Here is a 14,560-nt window from a genome sequence, read left to right on the forward strand (position 1 = left end):
GATTCTTCGTTATTTACTGGAAGGGCATGTGAAAGTCGAGCTGGTATCTAAGGTCACGAGACCTCTGTCCTATGACGCTCGCCGGTACGCCCCCCACGATCGTGTATGGAGCCACGTCCTTGGAAACCACCGCTCCTGCAGCCACGACTGCTCCTTCGCCGATTTCAACGTTGGGCAAGATAGTGGCCCGGCTCGCGATGTACGCCTTATCTGCGATTCGAACTACACCACCCTTCGTGCCGAAAGTGGGACTATTTGGATCATGACCTACGGTGAATATCTGAACGTGACCGCCAATATTGACGTTGTTCCCGATTTCCAGACCAAGTCGGCCGTCTAGAAAGCAGTCATTTCCTACTATGGAATTATGGCCGATCCGGATTCCCTTCGGCGCAAAAAAAGCTAGTCGCCAATGGACGACCGACTTTGACCCTAACTGCATACCCAAAAAGTGCTTGTATACCGCAATTCGAAAGGCATGATTCGGAACCCGGCCGATGATAAACCCGATCCAAAGCTTCAACCCTTGCAAGTAAAGGCGCATCACAATTCCTTTGTTCTCAAGCCGGCAGCTCTATTCGACCGATTCCCGAAAGTACGTTCTTCACCGCTTGGTTGAACGCGGCTTGACTGAACTGTTTCTCAAAAATTGCCGGCTTAGGTACAGGCGGGATGGTGGGCGAATCCGCTAACAGTGAATGAATATCGCCGATGTAGGCCCCCCACTCCGGGCTGAACCCGCTGGCGACATGGGGCGTGCCAAATACTGGTACACCGTGAGCAATCGCCTCGACTGCCTTTGCCTTGATCCCGCCTCCGTGGTCGATAGGAACTATAGCGGCATCAATGTTCTGATAAAACTCTGGCAGAGAGTCGATGCGTCCGAGAACCGTCGCATCCACACCCCAACTTTTTACAGCTTCTGATCCGAAGCCTGCCACAACTATTTCTATACCCCGATCCGCGAACAACGCGCCATATTTCTTGAAGAATTCGCGAAGCGACATGACATTTGGTGGATATGCAAAATTAGCAATAAACCCTGCACGGAGGTTTGGGAGGTTTGTTGCTGCATTCTTGGGATGGTCGCAGCGGGTCGCCGTAATCGGAGTCGGAACCCAGTACCCCGGAGCAGAACCATCTTGCGTCCCCTTAACTTTGTCTGCGTAACCTGCATAGACATTGGCCGCTGGTCGTCTGACAAGGCGCCGCTCCTGAGTAATCCAGTATGCGCTCTGGATTACTCCCCCAGGTCGGGACATCCACGAGGATCTGCCCATGGTACGTGAGTTCACGCTCCATAGATCCATCCAGTCGAATATTAGAGTACTGGTATCAACAGTTGATGCAGCAGAGTCGAACACCGCCGGAACCGTAACAACGTTAATGTCCGCTTCCGGTACCTCTGGGAGCGCCGATTTCAGGGGCATCGGTATCAACCGCTTCTTGATGCTGCGGAGCCATCCGTCTCGCTCATTTGCTACTGGCGCAACCCGAAGGGGGCAAAGTTGAGTTTCAAATCCGAGTTCAGTCAACGCCTCATACCATGCCAGGGCACGAAGTCCCCCACCGTCTCTTGGCATATCTTGCAGACCATACCAGTAGACAATATTTGCCTTAACCATTAGTCCTCGTATCGGCATTATTTGTAGTGGTTTGCCATAGTCCTAGGAAGCGGGAGGAATAGGCAGCGATAGAATACGTTGCTTCATATCTTTGTCTGGCATTCGCACCCATTTCTATCGCCAAGCGCTTGTCAACGGACTTGAAAACATCACGAAGTTCTTCAACGCTGCCAATGCTATAAAGGCAACCGTTGCGTCCCTCCTCAACAATATCGACCACTCCGCCCGCGCGACTGGCGATGACCCCGCGGCCTCGAGCGAAAGCCTCAAGAAGAACAAGGCCGAAGGGTTCAGGACTGTCAGAAGGCAAAACTAAGAAGTGGGCATCATCAATAAATGGCTCGATATCGTCTACTTCGCCAACAACCCGAACGGACTGAGGATTTTCTAAGTTCGAAACCAGCTGCGGGACGTCAACGGCTGTCCCGACAGGAGGCGGTCCTCCCAGAATCACCAATTCACCTGGGCAACCTGCGCCATTCCATGCTTCCAAAAGCGTGGAATGCCCCTTCCAAGAATTCCAGCGACTGGCTACGACGTACCTGACCGGTCCATTTTCTGGGACAGGTCGTAAGTCACGACCTGAGTCTCTGTGGGCATTGACGAGTAAAACTGCACGAGCCCGAGCTGGTTTGCTGGTTACGGCCTGTAGGGACGCTTTTGAGATGCAATAGATCTGAGTCGCGAGGCGAGCGAAAATCCCCAGTACGACGGCTTCGCGACGGGACCATATTTCTTGTACATGCAGAACCACATGCTTGACGCCCGCTAATCGGGCAAGCGGCACGCAAAAGATCATGGCTGAAGTGGTGCAATACACGACGTCCGGCCTGTGCCGGCGAATCTGACGAAAGGTGCTCAACATTCGTCCCATGAGTGGCAGGGCACCTCGCACAGAAAGGCAGCGTCTCCGAAGCACCGGCAGTGAGCTAACACGAGTTTGGACGCCTAAACCGTCGAGGTGAGTACCGAGTGCACCTTCAGGCGATGGCAAATCGTCCGGCAGATGGACAAGTACTCCAACCTGGTCCTTCTCCGGAAGCGATTGAATTATCTCAAGCAGAATCCTATCCGCGCCGTACATCTCGTTTGATGAGTGGACAAACATTGTACGCAGCGCGGAGGACTCCATGCCCCTGGTCACCTTGTCCGAATCACTCTGGCTGGTACACCGGCCACAACAGCGCCCGCGGGAACATCCCGTGTCACTACGCTGCCAGCAGCGATAACCGCGCCTGAGCCAACTGTCACGCCAGCCGTAATGGTAGCGCCGCTACCCACCCACGCATCACTCTCTATGTGGAGGAAGGATCGGAGGACTCCCTGAGATTTTATGGTTTTTTCGGTACTGGCGAATTCATGGTTCTCAGAAAACAGCCTTACCCCAGGCCCAAGCATGACATCAGCACCAATTCTGATCTCACCTGAACAACCGATGAAGCAACCTGAACCAAAGCTGGATCGGTCACCCACCCAAAGTCCTACTCCGACTTCCCCCCCGTAGTAGCTACTCGGACGAATTTGAACCCCGCGCCCGATTGACACTTCATGACCGAAGTTAAGGCCGTTAAGGGCCAAGCCTTGTACCTCTGCAAAGTCTTCGACTACTAGGCGTCCCGAATGCGAGATTAGTTGGGGATTCCTAAGGCGCGCTCCACGTCCTATATACAGCGGCCCGCTCGAGTTGCGCAGCAAAGGCCTAATAGCTGCACCACGAAGTAGCATCGGAGCAACTTTTGTCAGAAGTTGCGCAGTTGCAACTGCGTTCGCCTTCTCGGGCAGCCCCTGAAAACGCCCCATCCTCATTTGGTGGCCACCTCAAAGTTGGTTGCTTGTGCTTGATTGCGAAGTTCTCGGTCGTAAGCAGCGCATACTGCCTCCCAGGTGTATCCCTGCTGGACACGTTCTAGTGAGATGTTGGTGAGGCGTTCTTGTTCAGAAGGAGAATCCATAACTCGGCGAACGGCGGTCTCTATGTCGCCTGCTTCCGGGGTACAGAACGCTGCTTCGTCGCCTAGGACCTCGCGGTTATAGACAGTGTCGCGGGCTACAACTGGGGCGCCGTTGGCCATGGCCTGGACCAAAGCTGGATTCGTCCCCCCCACGCTGTGCCCGTGGAAGTATGCCCCGCAGTTTCGCCACAGCGCGAGCAAACGCTGATCGTCCGAGACGTGACCGAGCCACCGAACATTGGCGTTCTCGGCTGCTAGCGCTCGAACCTCCTCTTCCAAAGGACCCCCGTAGCCGGACGATCCAACGATCACTATTTGGTAATCACGGGCGAGGTTCTTTGCCGCCGATATGAATTCCGGAATCGTGTTTTCCGGAACAAACCGGGCAACCACGAGAACATATCGTTCAGGCTGGAGGTCATCTACCAAGGAATGATTCGATCCCGCTTCACCTCCGTAGGGAACAAAGACGCAGGTGCGACCGAACTCGTCTTGCCACCTGCGGCCAATCTCCTTTGAGTCAGCGATCAAAACAGTTCCAAAGCGGGCGGTCATTCGAGCGCCAACTTTGAATGTGAACTTTGCCAGCTTGCCCCACTTAGCCCGTTCCCATTCGATTCCATCGACGTTCACGATCGTGGGGACACCCCGAAGGCGAAGGAGCGGCAACCAGAACCCATTAGCCACGTTCATAACAAGGGCGACATCCGGCTTCTTCCAAGCAGCATGCAAACAGGCCGTCAAACCATAGGACAGAGTGCTAAGCGACTTGTTTTCCACTCCTCGGGTCGTGACGACGTTGACACGAGGATCCCTGTCCGAATGCTGCTCCAGATCAGCAGAACGGCCGTATACAGTCACGTTCCACAACTGATCTGCCAAGTAGGGCGCCAGCTTCCTAACAGCGGTTTCGAATCCGCCATAAAAACTCGGATAGCCCCGTGTTCCAATAACCGCGACTGTTCGATCCACGGAAAACCCCCATTTTTAAAGCTTCCAAAGGCTTCTGTACGAGCCGCAAACGAGATTATCATTCAGATGCCGCTGTTCTTTGAGGCTGAGGAGTCAGTGCCCAGCGATCGGAGAAAGCGCCTCGCAACCGAACTACATGCTCCGTCCAGGTGCCACGATGCCCGGTGATACATCGCATTGTGTCAGAAAGTCCCCCACGCACGCGACTGGCTCTCGAACCTCGTCGTATCCCTCACGTGGCTCGTCATTGCATTGCGGATGCGCCGCCCTCCGGCTGTAATCTGTCCTCGGGGATCTCGCGAAGAGCGATCAAGAACAGTTCTGGGGGCGTTAGTGGATTGGCGTAAACGAACGTCGCGGACATTGCGGTTTGTTGATGCTTTCGTTGTGGTTTGGGCCGTTGCAGGAGCCTATGTCATTCGGTTTGGCTTCGAAGCAGACGCAACAAATCCAGCATTTGAAGCAGGGTATGTGTGGTTGTCCGTTGCCCTGTGTGTGGCTTGGTGGCTGATGCTAGGCGCTTGGAATAGTCGACAAAGTCGGATTCTTGGTTCCGGGCCGGATGAGTACAAACGTGTAGCGGCCGCCTCCCTTTGGCTCTTCGGCCTTGTAGCAATTTTCTCCTATGTCCTCCGCATTGATACCGCCCGCGGATACGTCGGCATCGCACTGCCAGTCGGTCTGACCGGCCTTCTCATGGCACGTTGGCTACTCCGGCAGCACCTGAACGTTACCCGCCAGGGCGGCGAAAGCATGTCGCGATTACTGTTGCTTGGTGGGCCCGGCGCGGTTGCCCACCTAGCCTCCACGCTCGTAGACGCAAAACACGCCGGATACCTTCCTATTGCTGCCTACATGCCAGGGACTGACGAGACAATCACGGTTGAAGCGCAGTCTGGCCTCCCTGTTCTCGGCCATAAAAGCCAGACAGATTCGATACTGGAGGCCATCGACGAATGTCAGGCAGATGCTGTTGCAGTCTCCGCTGGCGTGCAACTACATCCTCAGACCCTGCGCCACTTAGGCTGGGCATTGGCGTCGCGGAACGTCGGGCTGATCATGGCACCGGCTCTAACGGACATCGCCGGGCCGCGCATACACACGCAGCAAGTCGCGGGCCTTCCGCTTATACATGTGACGACACCAACATTGGAAGGCGGTCAACGTGTAGCCAAAAGACTGTTTGACATTTGCGCTTCACTGTTTCTCATCGTTCTCTCGCTTCCCTTGATGCTTTGTATCTCGCTGGGTATTAAGCTGACGAGCCCGGGGCCGATACTCTTCAAGCAAAAGCGTGTTGGCATTGAGGGCAGGCAGTTCCACATGCTGAAATTCCGCTCAATGGTTGTGGACGCTGAGAAGAGACTGGCGGACCTCGCGCATCGGAACGAAGGCAGTGGCCTTTTGTTCAAGATTCGAAACGATCCCAGAATTACGCCAGTTGGCCGACTTCTAAGGAAATTCAGCCTCGATGAACTCCCACAACTCTTCAATGTGCTCGCCGGCTCCATGAGCCTCGTTGGGCCCCGTCCTCCACTGCCTAAAGAGGTTGAAGGGTACGAAAGGGACGTTCGGCGCAGGCTTCTCGTTAAGCCAGGACTGACGGGCCTGTGGCAAGTCAGCGGACGCTCTAATCTGTCATGGCAAGACTCCGTCCGGCTCGACTTGTACTACGTCGAAAACTGGTCTCTGGCTGGTGACGTAGTGATACTGCTGAAGACGGGCAGAGCAGTATTCCAGAGTACCGGTGCTTACTGATTCGCGTGGGGCGCACTAATTGCTGCCGCGTTGGGGAAGGAATAACCAGTGATTCATCCGGTCGTGGACGACGAGAGCAGAGGCATCATGCGCAGGAATAGCCAAAAAGATCGGGATAGAAACGTTCGACGTCGTCGCCTCGTAATCGTCGGTGGAGTAACTGCAGGCGCGCTGACAATGGGGTTGGCCTCTGCTGCTTGGCTCGGTGCAACAGCTTCGGCGATCAAATCAGATTTGGAGGCGGTCGCTCTCCTGGTACCTTCCCTCAAGTCTGAAATTGCCGAAAATAGGCCCACCGAGGCCGCCGCGGTGGTAGAACAGCTCCGCAGTCACACAACTGCTGCCAGGCAATCAGCAGAAAGTCCAATCTGGACCTTAGCTTCATCGCTGCCGGGTGCAGGTCAGAACTTCAGTGCAGTGTCTGAGGTTGCACGCGCCGCGGACGATGTCGCCAACCTGGGACTCAAGCCCCTCGTCCAGGTTTTCAACGTACTCGATTGGGAGTCCATGCTTCCCAGCGCTGACGGATCTGACCTAAATCCCATCAATGCAGCAGCACCATCGGTGGCATCCTCAGCTCAGGCTGTTCGACTCTCGGCTGACCGTCTTGATCAGATCGACGATAGCAAGCTATTGCCACAAGTCGCGGAGCCTCTGAATCAAGCAAAGGGCGAACTGCGAGAAGTGACGGGGGCATTGGATGCGGCTGCAGATGCTTCAACGTTGCTTCCCGCCATGCTCGGTTCGGAAGAACCGCGAAACTACCTACTGATGATCCAGAACAATGCAGAAACCCGGGCTTCCGGCGGGATTCCTGGAGCGTTGGCAATTCTCAACTTTGATGGGGGAAAGCTCACTCTTGGAGCTCAGAGTAGCGCGGGGGAGCTAGGAGTGATGACGCCACCGCTGCCAATTGAAGCTTCTCAGCAGCAAATCTATTCCGCGCGAATGGGAAAGTTCATGCAAGACGTAAACCTTACGCCTGACTTCCCGACAGCTGCGGCTAGCGCAAGGGCCATGTGGGAACGGAAGACCGGCCAATCAGTAGACGGGGTCGTCTCAATAGACCCAGTAGCGCTTGCATACCTTCTGGAGGCTACTGGCCCGCTGAACCTCGGCAACCCCGATGTAAAGGCGTTTTCAGACATTGGGTTGCCCACCACGCTAAGTACCGCCAACGTTGTACCAACACTGCTGTCGGATGTTTATTCCAAGATTGAAGAACCCGAATTGCAGGATATGTATTTTGCTGGAGTGGCACAGGAAATTTTCTCATCGCTATCAAGCGGACAAGCGGATGCAGCCGGGCTTTTCACGGCCATGGGCAAGGCGACCTCGGAAGGAAGGCTTCTAGTTTGGTCGGCCAGAAGCGAGGAGCAAACGGCAGTTGCTAAATACCCACTGAGTGGCGCCATATCTGGCCCCAGCGTTCCCTCCGCCCAATTTGGCGTGTACTTCAACGACGGAACAGGCGCCAAGATGGACTACTACGTAAAGCGCACGGTGCAGTTGGTGAAAGAATGCCCGAGGGACGGATACGAAGAGACGAGCGTTCGAATAACCAGCACCAACACCGCTCCTGCAGATGCCGCTGCCATTTTGCCCCCATACGTGACAGGTGATGGTCTCTTCGGAGTTCCACCAGGTTCGGTTCAGACAAACATCATCGCGTACGGCCCCGCTCAGGCAAATGTGGAAACGGCCACAGTGAACGGCCAGCGGACGGGCTTTGCACCCCACCTGCACAGCAATCGCCCTGTGGGCATCTTGGCTGTACAACTCGCACCGGGAGAGAGCAAGACCGTAGAATTCACATTCGGCAAAATAGTGCAGCACGCAGAACCTGACTTGTTTGTCACGCCCACCGTGCAGCCTGTAAAAGACGTGAAGCTCGACACGGCAAAAGCGACATGCACTTAAAATGTGGACATGCCGTTAACACTATGTAAACCGACTGGATTGAGATTGCTCACAACCATGGGCAGATGGTAGCGTCTTTTTTGGGATATCTATCCGTAGTTCTGCACAGGGTCTCGTGCGGAGGGGAACACTCCCCAAATTCGGGTACATCAAAACTTAAACGTCTCCGGGGGGACACATGAAGAAAACACTCGCAGCACTCGCACTTGCCGGTTCCATTGCACTAGTAGGCGCGGCTCCTTCAATGGCAGCCACCTACCCTGCCCTTCCGCCGCAGGCCGCCGTTTCTGACGGCACCGTCGGCCCGGGCGAAACCTTCATCTTCAGCGGACAGGGCTTCCTTGCCGGCGAAACCCTCACCATTACGGTGACTCCTGGGCAGGCACCCGCTTCGGACGGCGCGAGCATCGCCGGTGGTGCCGCTGTAGCGGCCAAGATTCCCGTGGTCCAAGCTCCCCAGACGCTGTCTACAGTGGCAGATGCCCAGGGGCGCTTCTCTCTTCCGATCTCCATCAGCGAACCTGGTACCTACTCGTTGACTGCAACGGGTAACACGTCCGGCGTTGTTGTTGGACCTGTTACGGTTACCGTCGCTGCTTCCCTTGCCAACACCGGCGGCAACGCCGGCGGCGCCCCTTTGGCCAACACCGGTTCCGGCCTGGCAAACACTGGTGCTGACTCCGGCCTGGTCCTCTGGACGCTGGTTGGTGCCGGTGCACTGGCCGCCGGTGCAACCTCGGTAGTGGTTGTTCGCCGCCGCGCCAAAGCAGAGGCTGCTGCCTAACAGCATCACCTAGCTAACACCAAAGAAGGTGGGTGTTCTCCGAAAGGAGACCACCCACCTTCTCTTTTTCGGTATTCGCCAAGCCAACCGTCAAGCTAGGCTCCAAACGATGTGGCTCCCCCGTTAAGAACTCTGAAGGCGAATTGAAGTACCTCCAAAACGAGCGGCTCTGGCGATCGATCCTCGCAGTGATGCTGGTTCCGCTGGCCTTCATCGCTTTTTGGCCAAGCCCCGTGGACCAACCCGTATCGGAGCAGCTTGTCGATATCCTGAACTTCCTGCACCGCCACGGGTATCCCCGCTGGTTCAATTACAAATTCGTCGAAGCTTCGGCCAACGTTGTGCTTTTCATCCCGCTGGGATTTGTCAGCACCCTTGCATTTCCCGAAAAGCGCTGGTGGCAGGTTGGAGCTTTTGGATTGTTCATTTCCGGATGCATGGAGCTGGGCCAGCTCCTATTTCTTCACAACCGCTTTGCAAGCCCACTTGACCTCGTGACTAACGCGTCGGGAGCTGTCATGGGCGCTCTGCTGGCCACTGTGGTGGTTAAACGACTGGAGGCCCGCAACCTTGCGGCAGCGGACCTCCAATAGGTTCTGTGCGACTGAGGGCTAGTTCACGAAGCCTTTCATCCAGGTCTTCAGGTCCTCGCCGAACTCAACGCGCTCGGAAGCCAGCGTAATGACGGCCTTCAGGTAGCTCAGCTTGTCACCCGTGTCGAAGCGGCGGCCCTTGAAAACCACGCCGTACACGCCGGAGCCTTCGCCCTCGCCGGCAGCCAGGGTCTGCAACGCGTCGGTCAGCTGGATCTCGTTGCCCCGGCCCGGCGCGGTGTTCTCAAGAACGCCGAACACGGACGGGTGCAGCACGTACCGGCCGATCACGGCCAGGTTGGACGGCGCATCCCCCGCGGCGGGCTTCTCCACCAGGCTGTTGACGCGGACGTAATCCTCGCCGTCCACGGCCGTGACGTCTGCGCAGCCGTAGGCGCTGATCTGCGCAGGATCTACCTCGATCAGGGCGATCACGGAACCCCCGGTCTTCTGCTGCACCTCCATCATGGTGGTCAGCAGGTCCTCAGCCTCGTCAATGAGGTCATCGCCCAGCAGCACGGCAAACGGCTCATTGCCCACGTGCTGGCTGGCGCACAGGACTGCGTGGCCCAGGCCCTTGGCCTCGCCCTGGCGGACGTAGTGGATGGGGCCCAGCTCGGAGGCGTACTGAATGGACTCCAGCCGCTCCTTGTCGCCCTTTTCCTCCAGTACACGCTCCAGGCCCGGCTCCCGGTCAAAGTGGTCCTCGAGGGAGCGCTTGTTGCGCCCCGTGATCATCAGAAGGTCCGTGAGGCCCGAGTTGACGGCTTCCTCAACGACATACTGGATGGCCGGCCGGTCAACAACCGGCAACATTTCCTTCGGCATTGCCTTGGTGGCGGGCAGGAAGCGAGTCCCCAATCCGGCAGCAGGAATGACGGCTTTGGTGATAGCTTTCCCCATAGTCATAGGTGAACCTTACAAATCAGCGGTGGATGATAGCAATTTTGTGGCACGCTCCTGCGCCGCCTCACCCCCTGAAATCGCGCATGATTTTGGGAACAGACCGCAGGAACCGGACCCATCTGGCCCTGTGCTGCATGACCTGCCCCCGCCAGGTCATGTCCGCATAGATGTTTCGGCTCAGAAGGCTCTGCGGCCGCGGGAAGACTGCGCGCCACACCAGCCTCGGCTTGTCCCGCCAGGAGGCCTGGAGGATGGCGATAAGCCGGGCACTGCCCGGTTCCCTGGCCAGTAGGCGACTGCGCCATTCCGTGGACGGCTGCGGCCACGCCACCGTATGGGAATCCTCAAGAAGGCCCTCCAGGAAAGGGCGTATCGCCGCCAACGCTCCTGTGGTTGCGGCGAGGCCCAGGATGCTGGCCGCCCGAGATTCGTGCTGGACCAGCTGCGCCAGGAACGCCAGCTCCTGGCGGCAGGCAGGCAGATGGGGCGACCGCAGCGCATGCAACGCCAGGATCAGGATTGCGAGGGTGGGCGACGGAACCCGCACGTTCTGCCCTGCAAGGTCAAGCTCATCCGTATGCGCCCACATCACCTCAAAACAATCAGCCGGGTCAGCTTCCATCCCGGGAAAGCGGAAGTGGACATCGATGCAGCACGGCCACTCCGGATGGCCCAGGGTGACAGCATGTTTGGGAAAAGTCGTCGTGTCCGGATCCACAGGGCGTGGGCGCCAGCCCCGACCCCGCAGGCCTTGAAGCATCAGCTCCAGGCTTGAGGGTTCCACAAAGACATCCACATCAGCTGAGGTTTTGGGCCGGCGCAGCCCTTGCATCACACTGGCCGGTCCCTTGATGAAGAAGGACCGGACACCCAGGCTGTCAGCCACGCGGGACACCAGGGCGTGCGCCAGGAGCACGCCCTCGGAGACACTGAGTCGGGTTTGAACGGCCCGGTCTGCCACGGACAGCACCTAGCCCTTGGCCCTGCGCCCGCTCAGGGCAGCTTCCACAGGACTTTCTCCTTGGGAATTCCGCGGGGCGCGAGCGCGCTGTGGTTCAGCTGCAGGTGCGGCAGGAGCGGACGTGTACGTTCCGTAGTAGGAGTAGGCGTCCGCGCCCCGGGTGGGCACGTAATTCAGGACCGCACCCAGTACGCGGCCCTTCACCCTTTCGAGGTTCCCCAGGGACTGGGCAACCTGCTCATGGGTGGTCCTTCCGGTCCGGATCACCACGATGGCACCGTCCGCCGTGCGGGAGAGGACGGCGGCGTCTGTCACCGGAAGCAGCGGCGGGGCATCGATCAGGACCACGGCATTTTCGGCCAGGGTATTGAGCATGGTCTTCATGGCCCGTGATCCGAGCAGCTCGCTGGGATTCGGGGGTATGCGGCCCGAGCCAAGAACTGACAGGTTGGGAAGGGCGCCCCAGGGCTGCAGGACATCCTCGAGCTCGGCGGTGCCGGTAAGAACGTCGGTGACCCCCGCGCCCGGAACCAGGTTGAAAACGTCCACCAGCGTGGGCCGGCGGAGGTCGCCGTCGACCACCACCACGTTCTCACCGGCAGCTGCCATGGTGACGGCGAGATTGGCCGTGACCGTGGACTTGCCCTCTGCCTGCACGGAGCTGGTGACCACAATGATCCGCGGCGGCTGGTCCACGTCCAGGAAGCTGATGTTGGTGCGGAGCTCCCGGAGGGCCTCGGCCATCGCTCCCCCGGCGTCGTGGATCTGCTCTGCGGTGCCCGTGTCCAGGACACTGCTCCTGCCGTCCAGACGGCGGTCCGCCGGGAGGGTGCCGATCGCGGGAACCCCGAACAGCCGCTCGATCTCGGTGGCGTGCCGGATGCGCCGGTCGAGGTGCCGGCGGATCACCGCATAGGCCATTCCAAGCGCCAGGCCGATGAGTGCACCCAACGCAAGATTCAGCTTGGTGTTGGGCGACGACGGGCTGGTGGGCAGGACGGCTTTGCCCAGCGGGAGCACCCGGACAGCCGTAGCCGTGGCACTCGGCGACGTCCCGGCGTCGGGCGTGGCTGCGGCCCCGGACTCGACGGCCGTCTGGGCCGGCGGCACCGTTTCAATCGCTTCCACCTGGGCGGCGAGGCCGTTGACCCACGCGTCGGCCACGCGCTGCGCCGTGGCCGGATCCGTGGACTGGGCTGTCACCCGGATCTCTGCGGTGTCCAGCGGGACCTTCACGGTGATGCTGCCAAGGAGGGCGTCTGCCGTGGTGTCCAGCCCCAGTGCAGCGATGACGCGGTCCGCCACGAGCCGCGACTTTGCCACGGACTCGTAGTTTTTGACCTTGGCCTTGGCCAGGCTGTCCCCGGCGAGCGACAGGCTGACGTTGTCAGAGCCGGGCGTCACCACAATGCCGCTGGAATCCGACGAGTAGATCTTGGGCTGCAGTACGGTCCAGCCAAGCGCAGTCAGCGTGGCCAGCAGAGTGAGGGCAACAATCCCCTTCCAGTACGCCCGGATCACGCGGAGGTAGTCCGTCAGGTCCAGGCCGGGATGCGCTTCCGCAGCGGCGGCTGGTGTGGTCATGGTGGTTTCCTTACTTTTCCAAAACTGATTCGGCGGCGAGCTGCTGTGCTGCGCGTTCGACGGCGGCCCGGTAGCCTTCCGGCCTGCCGTGCACCTTGGCAACGGCCTCCACCAGGTCCTCCAGCGCAACGGTGGCGGCGGCTGCTTCCCAGATGGCCGGGCCGATCCCGCTGAGCCGGACAACCCGGTTCTCCAGCATCACGAGGAGGTCGGCCCCGATGGCCACGGCATCCTTGGCTGCTGCACGCCGGAAACAGCCCTCCGGAATGTCTCCGGGCCGGACAATTCCGGCAACCTTGGCTTCCCATTCCGGTTCCGACCGTGGCTGTTCGCGGAACAACGGTTCCAGGGCCGCCGGGAGGTCTTCAGCTTCCGAGTAGGTCACCTGCCAGACTCCCCCGACGTCGTCGACCAGGTGGCAGAGCGACTGCAGCGGCGCCCCCATCTCGGCCTGCGAGGAGGTCTCCGGGAGCAGGGCGAGCACGGCGTCGGCCAGCGGGACCTTCGCCAGCACCGGGGCTATCGTTGTGCCGCCTTGGACTCGGTCCAGCAGCACAATTGATCGGATGTAGGGCATGGCAGTAACCGGCAGGAGCCCCAGCTCGTCCGGCCCCACCTGCCGCTTGTGGGGGCTGTTGCCGTCCTTCACGGACAGTGGCTTGGGGTACGGCACCACGGAACCGTCATGGGCGATGGCCACTGTCTCATCCGTGACGTACCCGTAGGTCCGGCCCAGCACGGAGGCCGCGGTGGTCTTGCCCGTTCCCGACTTGGCCACCAGCGCCACCACCGCGCCCGTCAGGGGATCCGCAAGGCCGCAGGCGTGCAGCATCGTGAGCTCGCCGGCATTGGCCAGGATGGCGGCCACCGTGAGCCGGGTAGTGAGGGTCTCGGCCAGCTCCTCAAAGGAGGCGGCCTGCAGTAGGAACGTGCCGCCGTCGTGCGCCACGGACCGGTGGCCAACTGACACCGTGAACGGCAGGCCGGCAGTGGGTTCCTCCGGCAGCGGCGGCAGCAGGAGCTGACGGACGCTGGCACAGCGTGCCCAGGCCGCGCTCATGCCCTCCCGCTGCTGCCGGGTGACGGCACGGCCCCAGCGGACACCGAACTGCACTCCCAGAATGTCCACACACAGCAGGTCGCTGCCTTTTGCCAGTTCCTCGAACAGGCGCTTCTCCCACCCCACGAGGGTGTTCCGCGCCGTGCTCCCGGGGATGAAGCTGCTAGTGGCCACTGCCGGGCGCAGCCTCGATCAGGCGCTGGGCCTCCAGGCTGGCCAGGAAGCTTTCCACCTGGGAGTGCATCTGCCCTGTGTGGTCCTCGAAGGTTGCCTCAAGTTCCGCGAGGATGGACTGCTCTGTCCGTTGGCCGTCGATCAGGTCCCAAATGACGGCGGCCGGGCCTTCCAATACCACGGGCTGGGTTGCGTCCACATGGAGCAGGGCCACCCGGCTCCGGCGTTCGCTGCAGACTTCGGCCACCAGGCCGCCACGCTTCCAGACCAT

The 14,560-nt window shown here is 59.4% G+C and carries 14 protein-coding genes; 4 read left to right on the top strand and 10 right to left on the bottom strand.

From position 1 onward, the window contains the following. Positions 1–13: 13 nt before the first annotated feature. From AC5RTT_RS04410 to AC5RTT_RS04430, 5 genes are read right to left on the bottom strand one after another with little or no spacing between them, the layout of a single operon-like run. Complete coding sequence (locus AC5RTT_RS04410) at positions 14–544, bottom strand: acyltransferase (protein ID WP_494144168.1); 531 nt, start codon at positions 542–544, stop codon at positions 14–16. Between the two features lie 16 nt (positions 545–560). Continuing rightward, positions 561–1,625, bottom strand: a complete 1,065-nt coding sequence (locus AC5RTT_RS04415; protein WP_494144169.1) for a glycosyltransferase family 4 protein — start codon at positions 1,623–1,625, stop codon at positions 561–563. Next, a complete protein-coding gene (locus AC5RTT_RS04420) occupies positions 1,618–2,757 on the bottom strand; it encodes a glycosyltransferase (RefSeq protein WP_494144170.1) in 1,140 nt (379 codons plus the stop codon). The genes AC5RTT_RS04415 and AC5RTT_RS04420 overlap by 8 nt, the downstream gene beginning before the upstream one ends. An 8-nt stretch (positions 2,758–2,765) precedes the next feature. Next, complete coding sequence (locus AC5RTT_RS04425; protein WP_494144171.1) at positions 2,766–3,431, bottom strand: acyltransferase; 666 nt, start codon at positions 3,429–3,431, stop codon at positions 2,766–2,768. Beyond that, positions 3,428–4,549: a glycosyltransferase gene (locus AC5RTT_RS04430; RefSeq protein ID WP_494144172.1), complete on the bottom strand. Its 1,122-nt coding sequence runs from the start codon at positions 4,547–4,549 to the stop codon at positions 3,428–3,430. Before AC5RTT_RS04430 ends, AC5RTT_RS04425 begins: the two co-directional genes overlap by 4 nt. Before the next feature lie 333 nt (positions 4,550–4,882). On the opposite strand from AC5RTT_RS04430, the gene AC5RTT_RS04435 reads away from it, so the two are divergent. From AC5RTT_RS04435 to AC5RTT_RS04450, 4 genes are all read left to right on the top strand, one after another. Then, the gene (locus AC5RTT_RS04435) at positions 4,883–6,307 is read left to right on the top strand and encodes a sugar transferase (RefSeq protein WP_494144173.1); all 1,425 of its coding nucleotides are present in this window, start codon (positions 4,883–4,885) and stop codon (positions 6,305–6,307) included. A 48-nt stretch (positions 6,308–6,355) separates the two neighbouring features. Further along, positions 6,356–8,227, top strand: a complete 1,872-nt coding sequence (locus tag AC5RTT_RS04440) for a DUF4012 domain-containing protein (RefSeq protein WP_494144174.1) — start codon at positions 6,356–6,358, stop codon at positions 8,225–8,227. Positions 8,228–8,405: 178 nt separating this feature from the next. Next, the gene (locus AC5RTT_RS04445) at positions 8,406–9,011 is read left to right on the top strand and encodes an LPXTG cell wall anchor domain-containing protein (RefSeq protein WP_494144175.1); all 606 of its coding nucleotides are present in this window, start codon (positions 8,406–8,408) and stop codon (positions 9,009–9,011) included. Positions 9,012–9,154: 143 nt separating this feature from the next. Continuing rightward, complete coding sequence (locus AC5RTT_RS04450; RefSeq protein WP_494144176.1) at positions 9,155–9,604, top strand: VanZ family protein; 450 nt, start codon at positions 9,155–9,157, stop codon at positions 9,602–9,604. A gap of 18 nt (positions 9,605–9,622) precedes the next feature. Here AC5RTT_RS04450 and galU read toward each other — a convergent pair whose 3' ends face one another. The 5 genes from galU to AC5RTT_RS04475 all read right to left on the bottom strand — a co-directional run bounded on the left by galU (position 9,623) and on the right by AC5RTT_RS04475 (position 14,560). Then, positions 9,623–10,513 (bottom strand): UTP--glucose-1-phosphate uridylyltransferase GalU, encoded by an 891-nt coding sequence (gene galU, locus AC5RTT_RS04455; protein ID WP_494144177.1) that lies wholly within the window; start codon positions 10,511–10,513, stop codon positions 9,623–9,625. 61 nt (positions 10,514–10,574) lie between these two features. Beyond that, positions 10,575–11,471 carry a nucleotidyltransferase family protein gene (locus AC5RTT_RS04460; protein ID WP_494144178.1) on the bottom strand — a complete coding sequence of 299 codons (897 nt, stop codon included), beginning with the start codon at positions 11,469–11,471 and terminating at the stop codon, positions 10,575–10,577. Positions 11,472–11,480: 9 nt separating this feature from the next. Continuing rightward, positions 11,481–13,055, bottom strand: coding sequence for a tyrosine-protein kinase domain-containing protein (locus AC5RTT_RS04465; RefSeq protein WP_494144179.1), 1,575 nt, complete (start codon positions 13,053–13,055; stop codon positions 11,481–11,483). Between the two features lie 10 nt (positions 13,056–13,065). Further along, complete coding sequence (locus tag AC5RTT_RS04470; RefSeq protein WP_494144180.1) at positions 13,066–14,289, bottom strand: hypothetical protein; 1,224 nt, start codon at positions 14,287–14,289, stop codon at positions 13,066–13,068. Further along, positions 14,279–14,560, bottom strand: coding sequence for a PqqD family protein (locus AC5RTT_RS04475; protein WP_494144181.1), 282 nt, complete (start codon positions 14,558–14,560; stop codon positions 14,279–14,281). Before AC5RTT_RS04475 ends, AC5RTT_RS04470 begins: the two co-directional genes overlap by 11 nt.

Source organism: Arthrobacter sp. Y3221157, from assembly GCF_059089865.1.

Coding starts and splice junctions, on each gene's coding strand:
- AC5RTT_RS04410 (WP_494144168.1), bottom strand. CDS start 544: ATGCGCCTTTACTTGCAAGGGTTGAAGCTTTGGATCGGGTTTATCATC.
- AC5RTT_RS04425 (WP_494144171.1), bottom strand. CDS start 3,431: ATGAGGATGGGGCGTTTTCAGGGGCTGCCCGAGAAGGCGAACGCAGTT.
- AC5RTT_RS04420 (WP_494144170.1), bottom strand. CDS start 2,757: ATGGAGTCCTCCGCGCTGCGTACAATGTTTGTCCACTCATCAAACGAG.
- galU (WP_494144177.1), bottom strand. CDS start 10,513: ATGACTATGGGGAAAGCTATCACCAAAGCCGTCATTCCTGCTGCCGGA.
- AC5RTT_RS04415 (WP_494144169.1), bottom strand. CDS start 1,625: ATGGTTAAGGCAAATATTGTCTACTGGTATGGTCTGCAAGATATGCCA.
- AC5RTT_RS04475 (WP_494144181.1), bottom strand. CDS start 14,560: ATGGTCTGGAAGCGTGGCGGCCTGGTGGCCGAAGTCTGCAGCGAACGC.
- AC5RTT_RS04445 (WP_494144175.1), top strand. CDS start 8,406: ATGAAGAAAACACTCGCAGCACTCGCACTTGCCGGTTCCATTGCACTA.
- AC5RTT_RS04465 (WP_494144179.1), bottom strand. CDS start 13,055: ATGACCACACCAGCCGCCGCTGCGGAAGCGCATCCCGGCCTGGACCTG.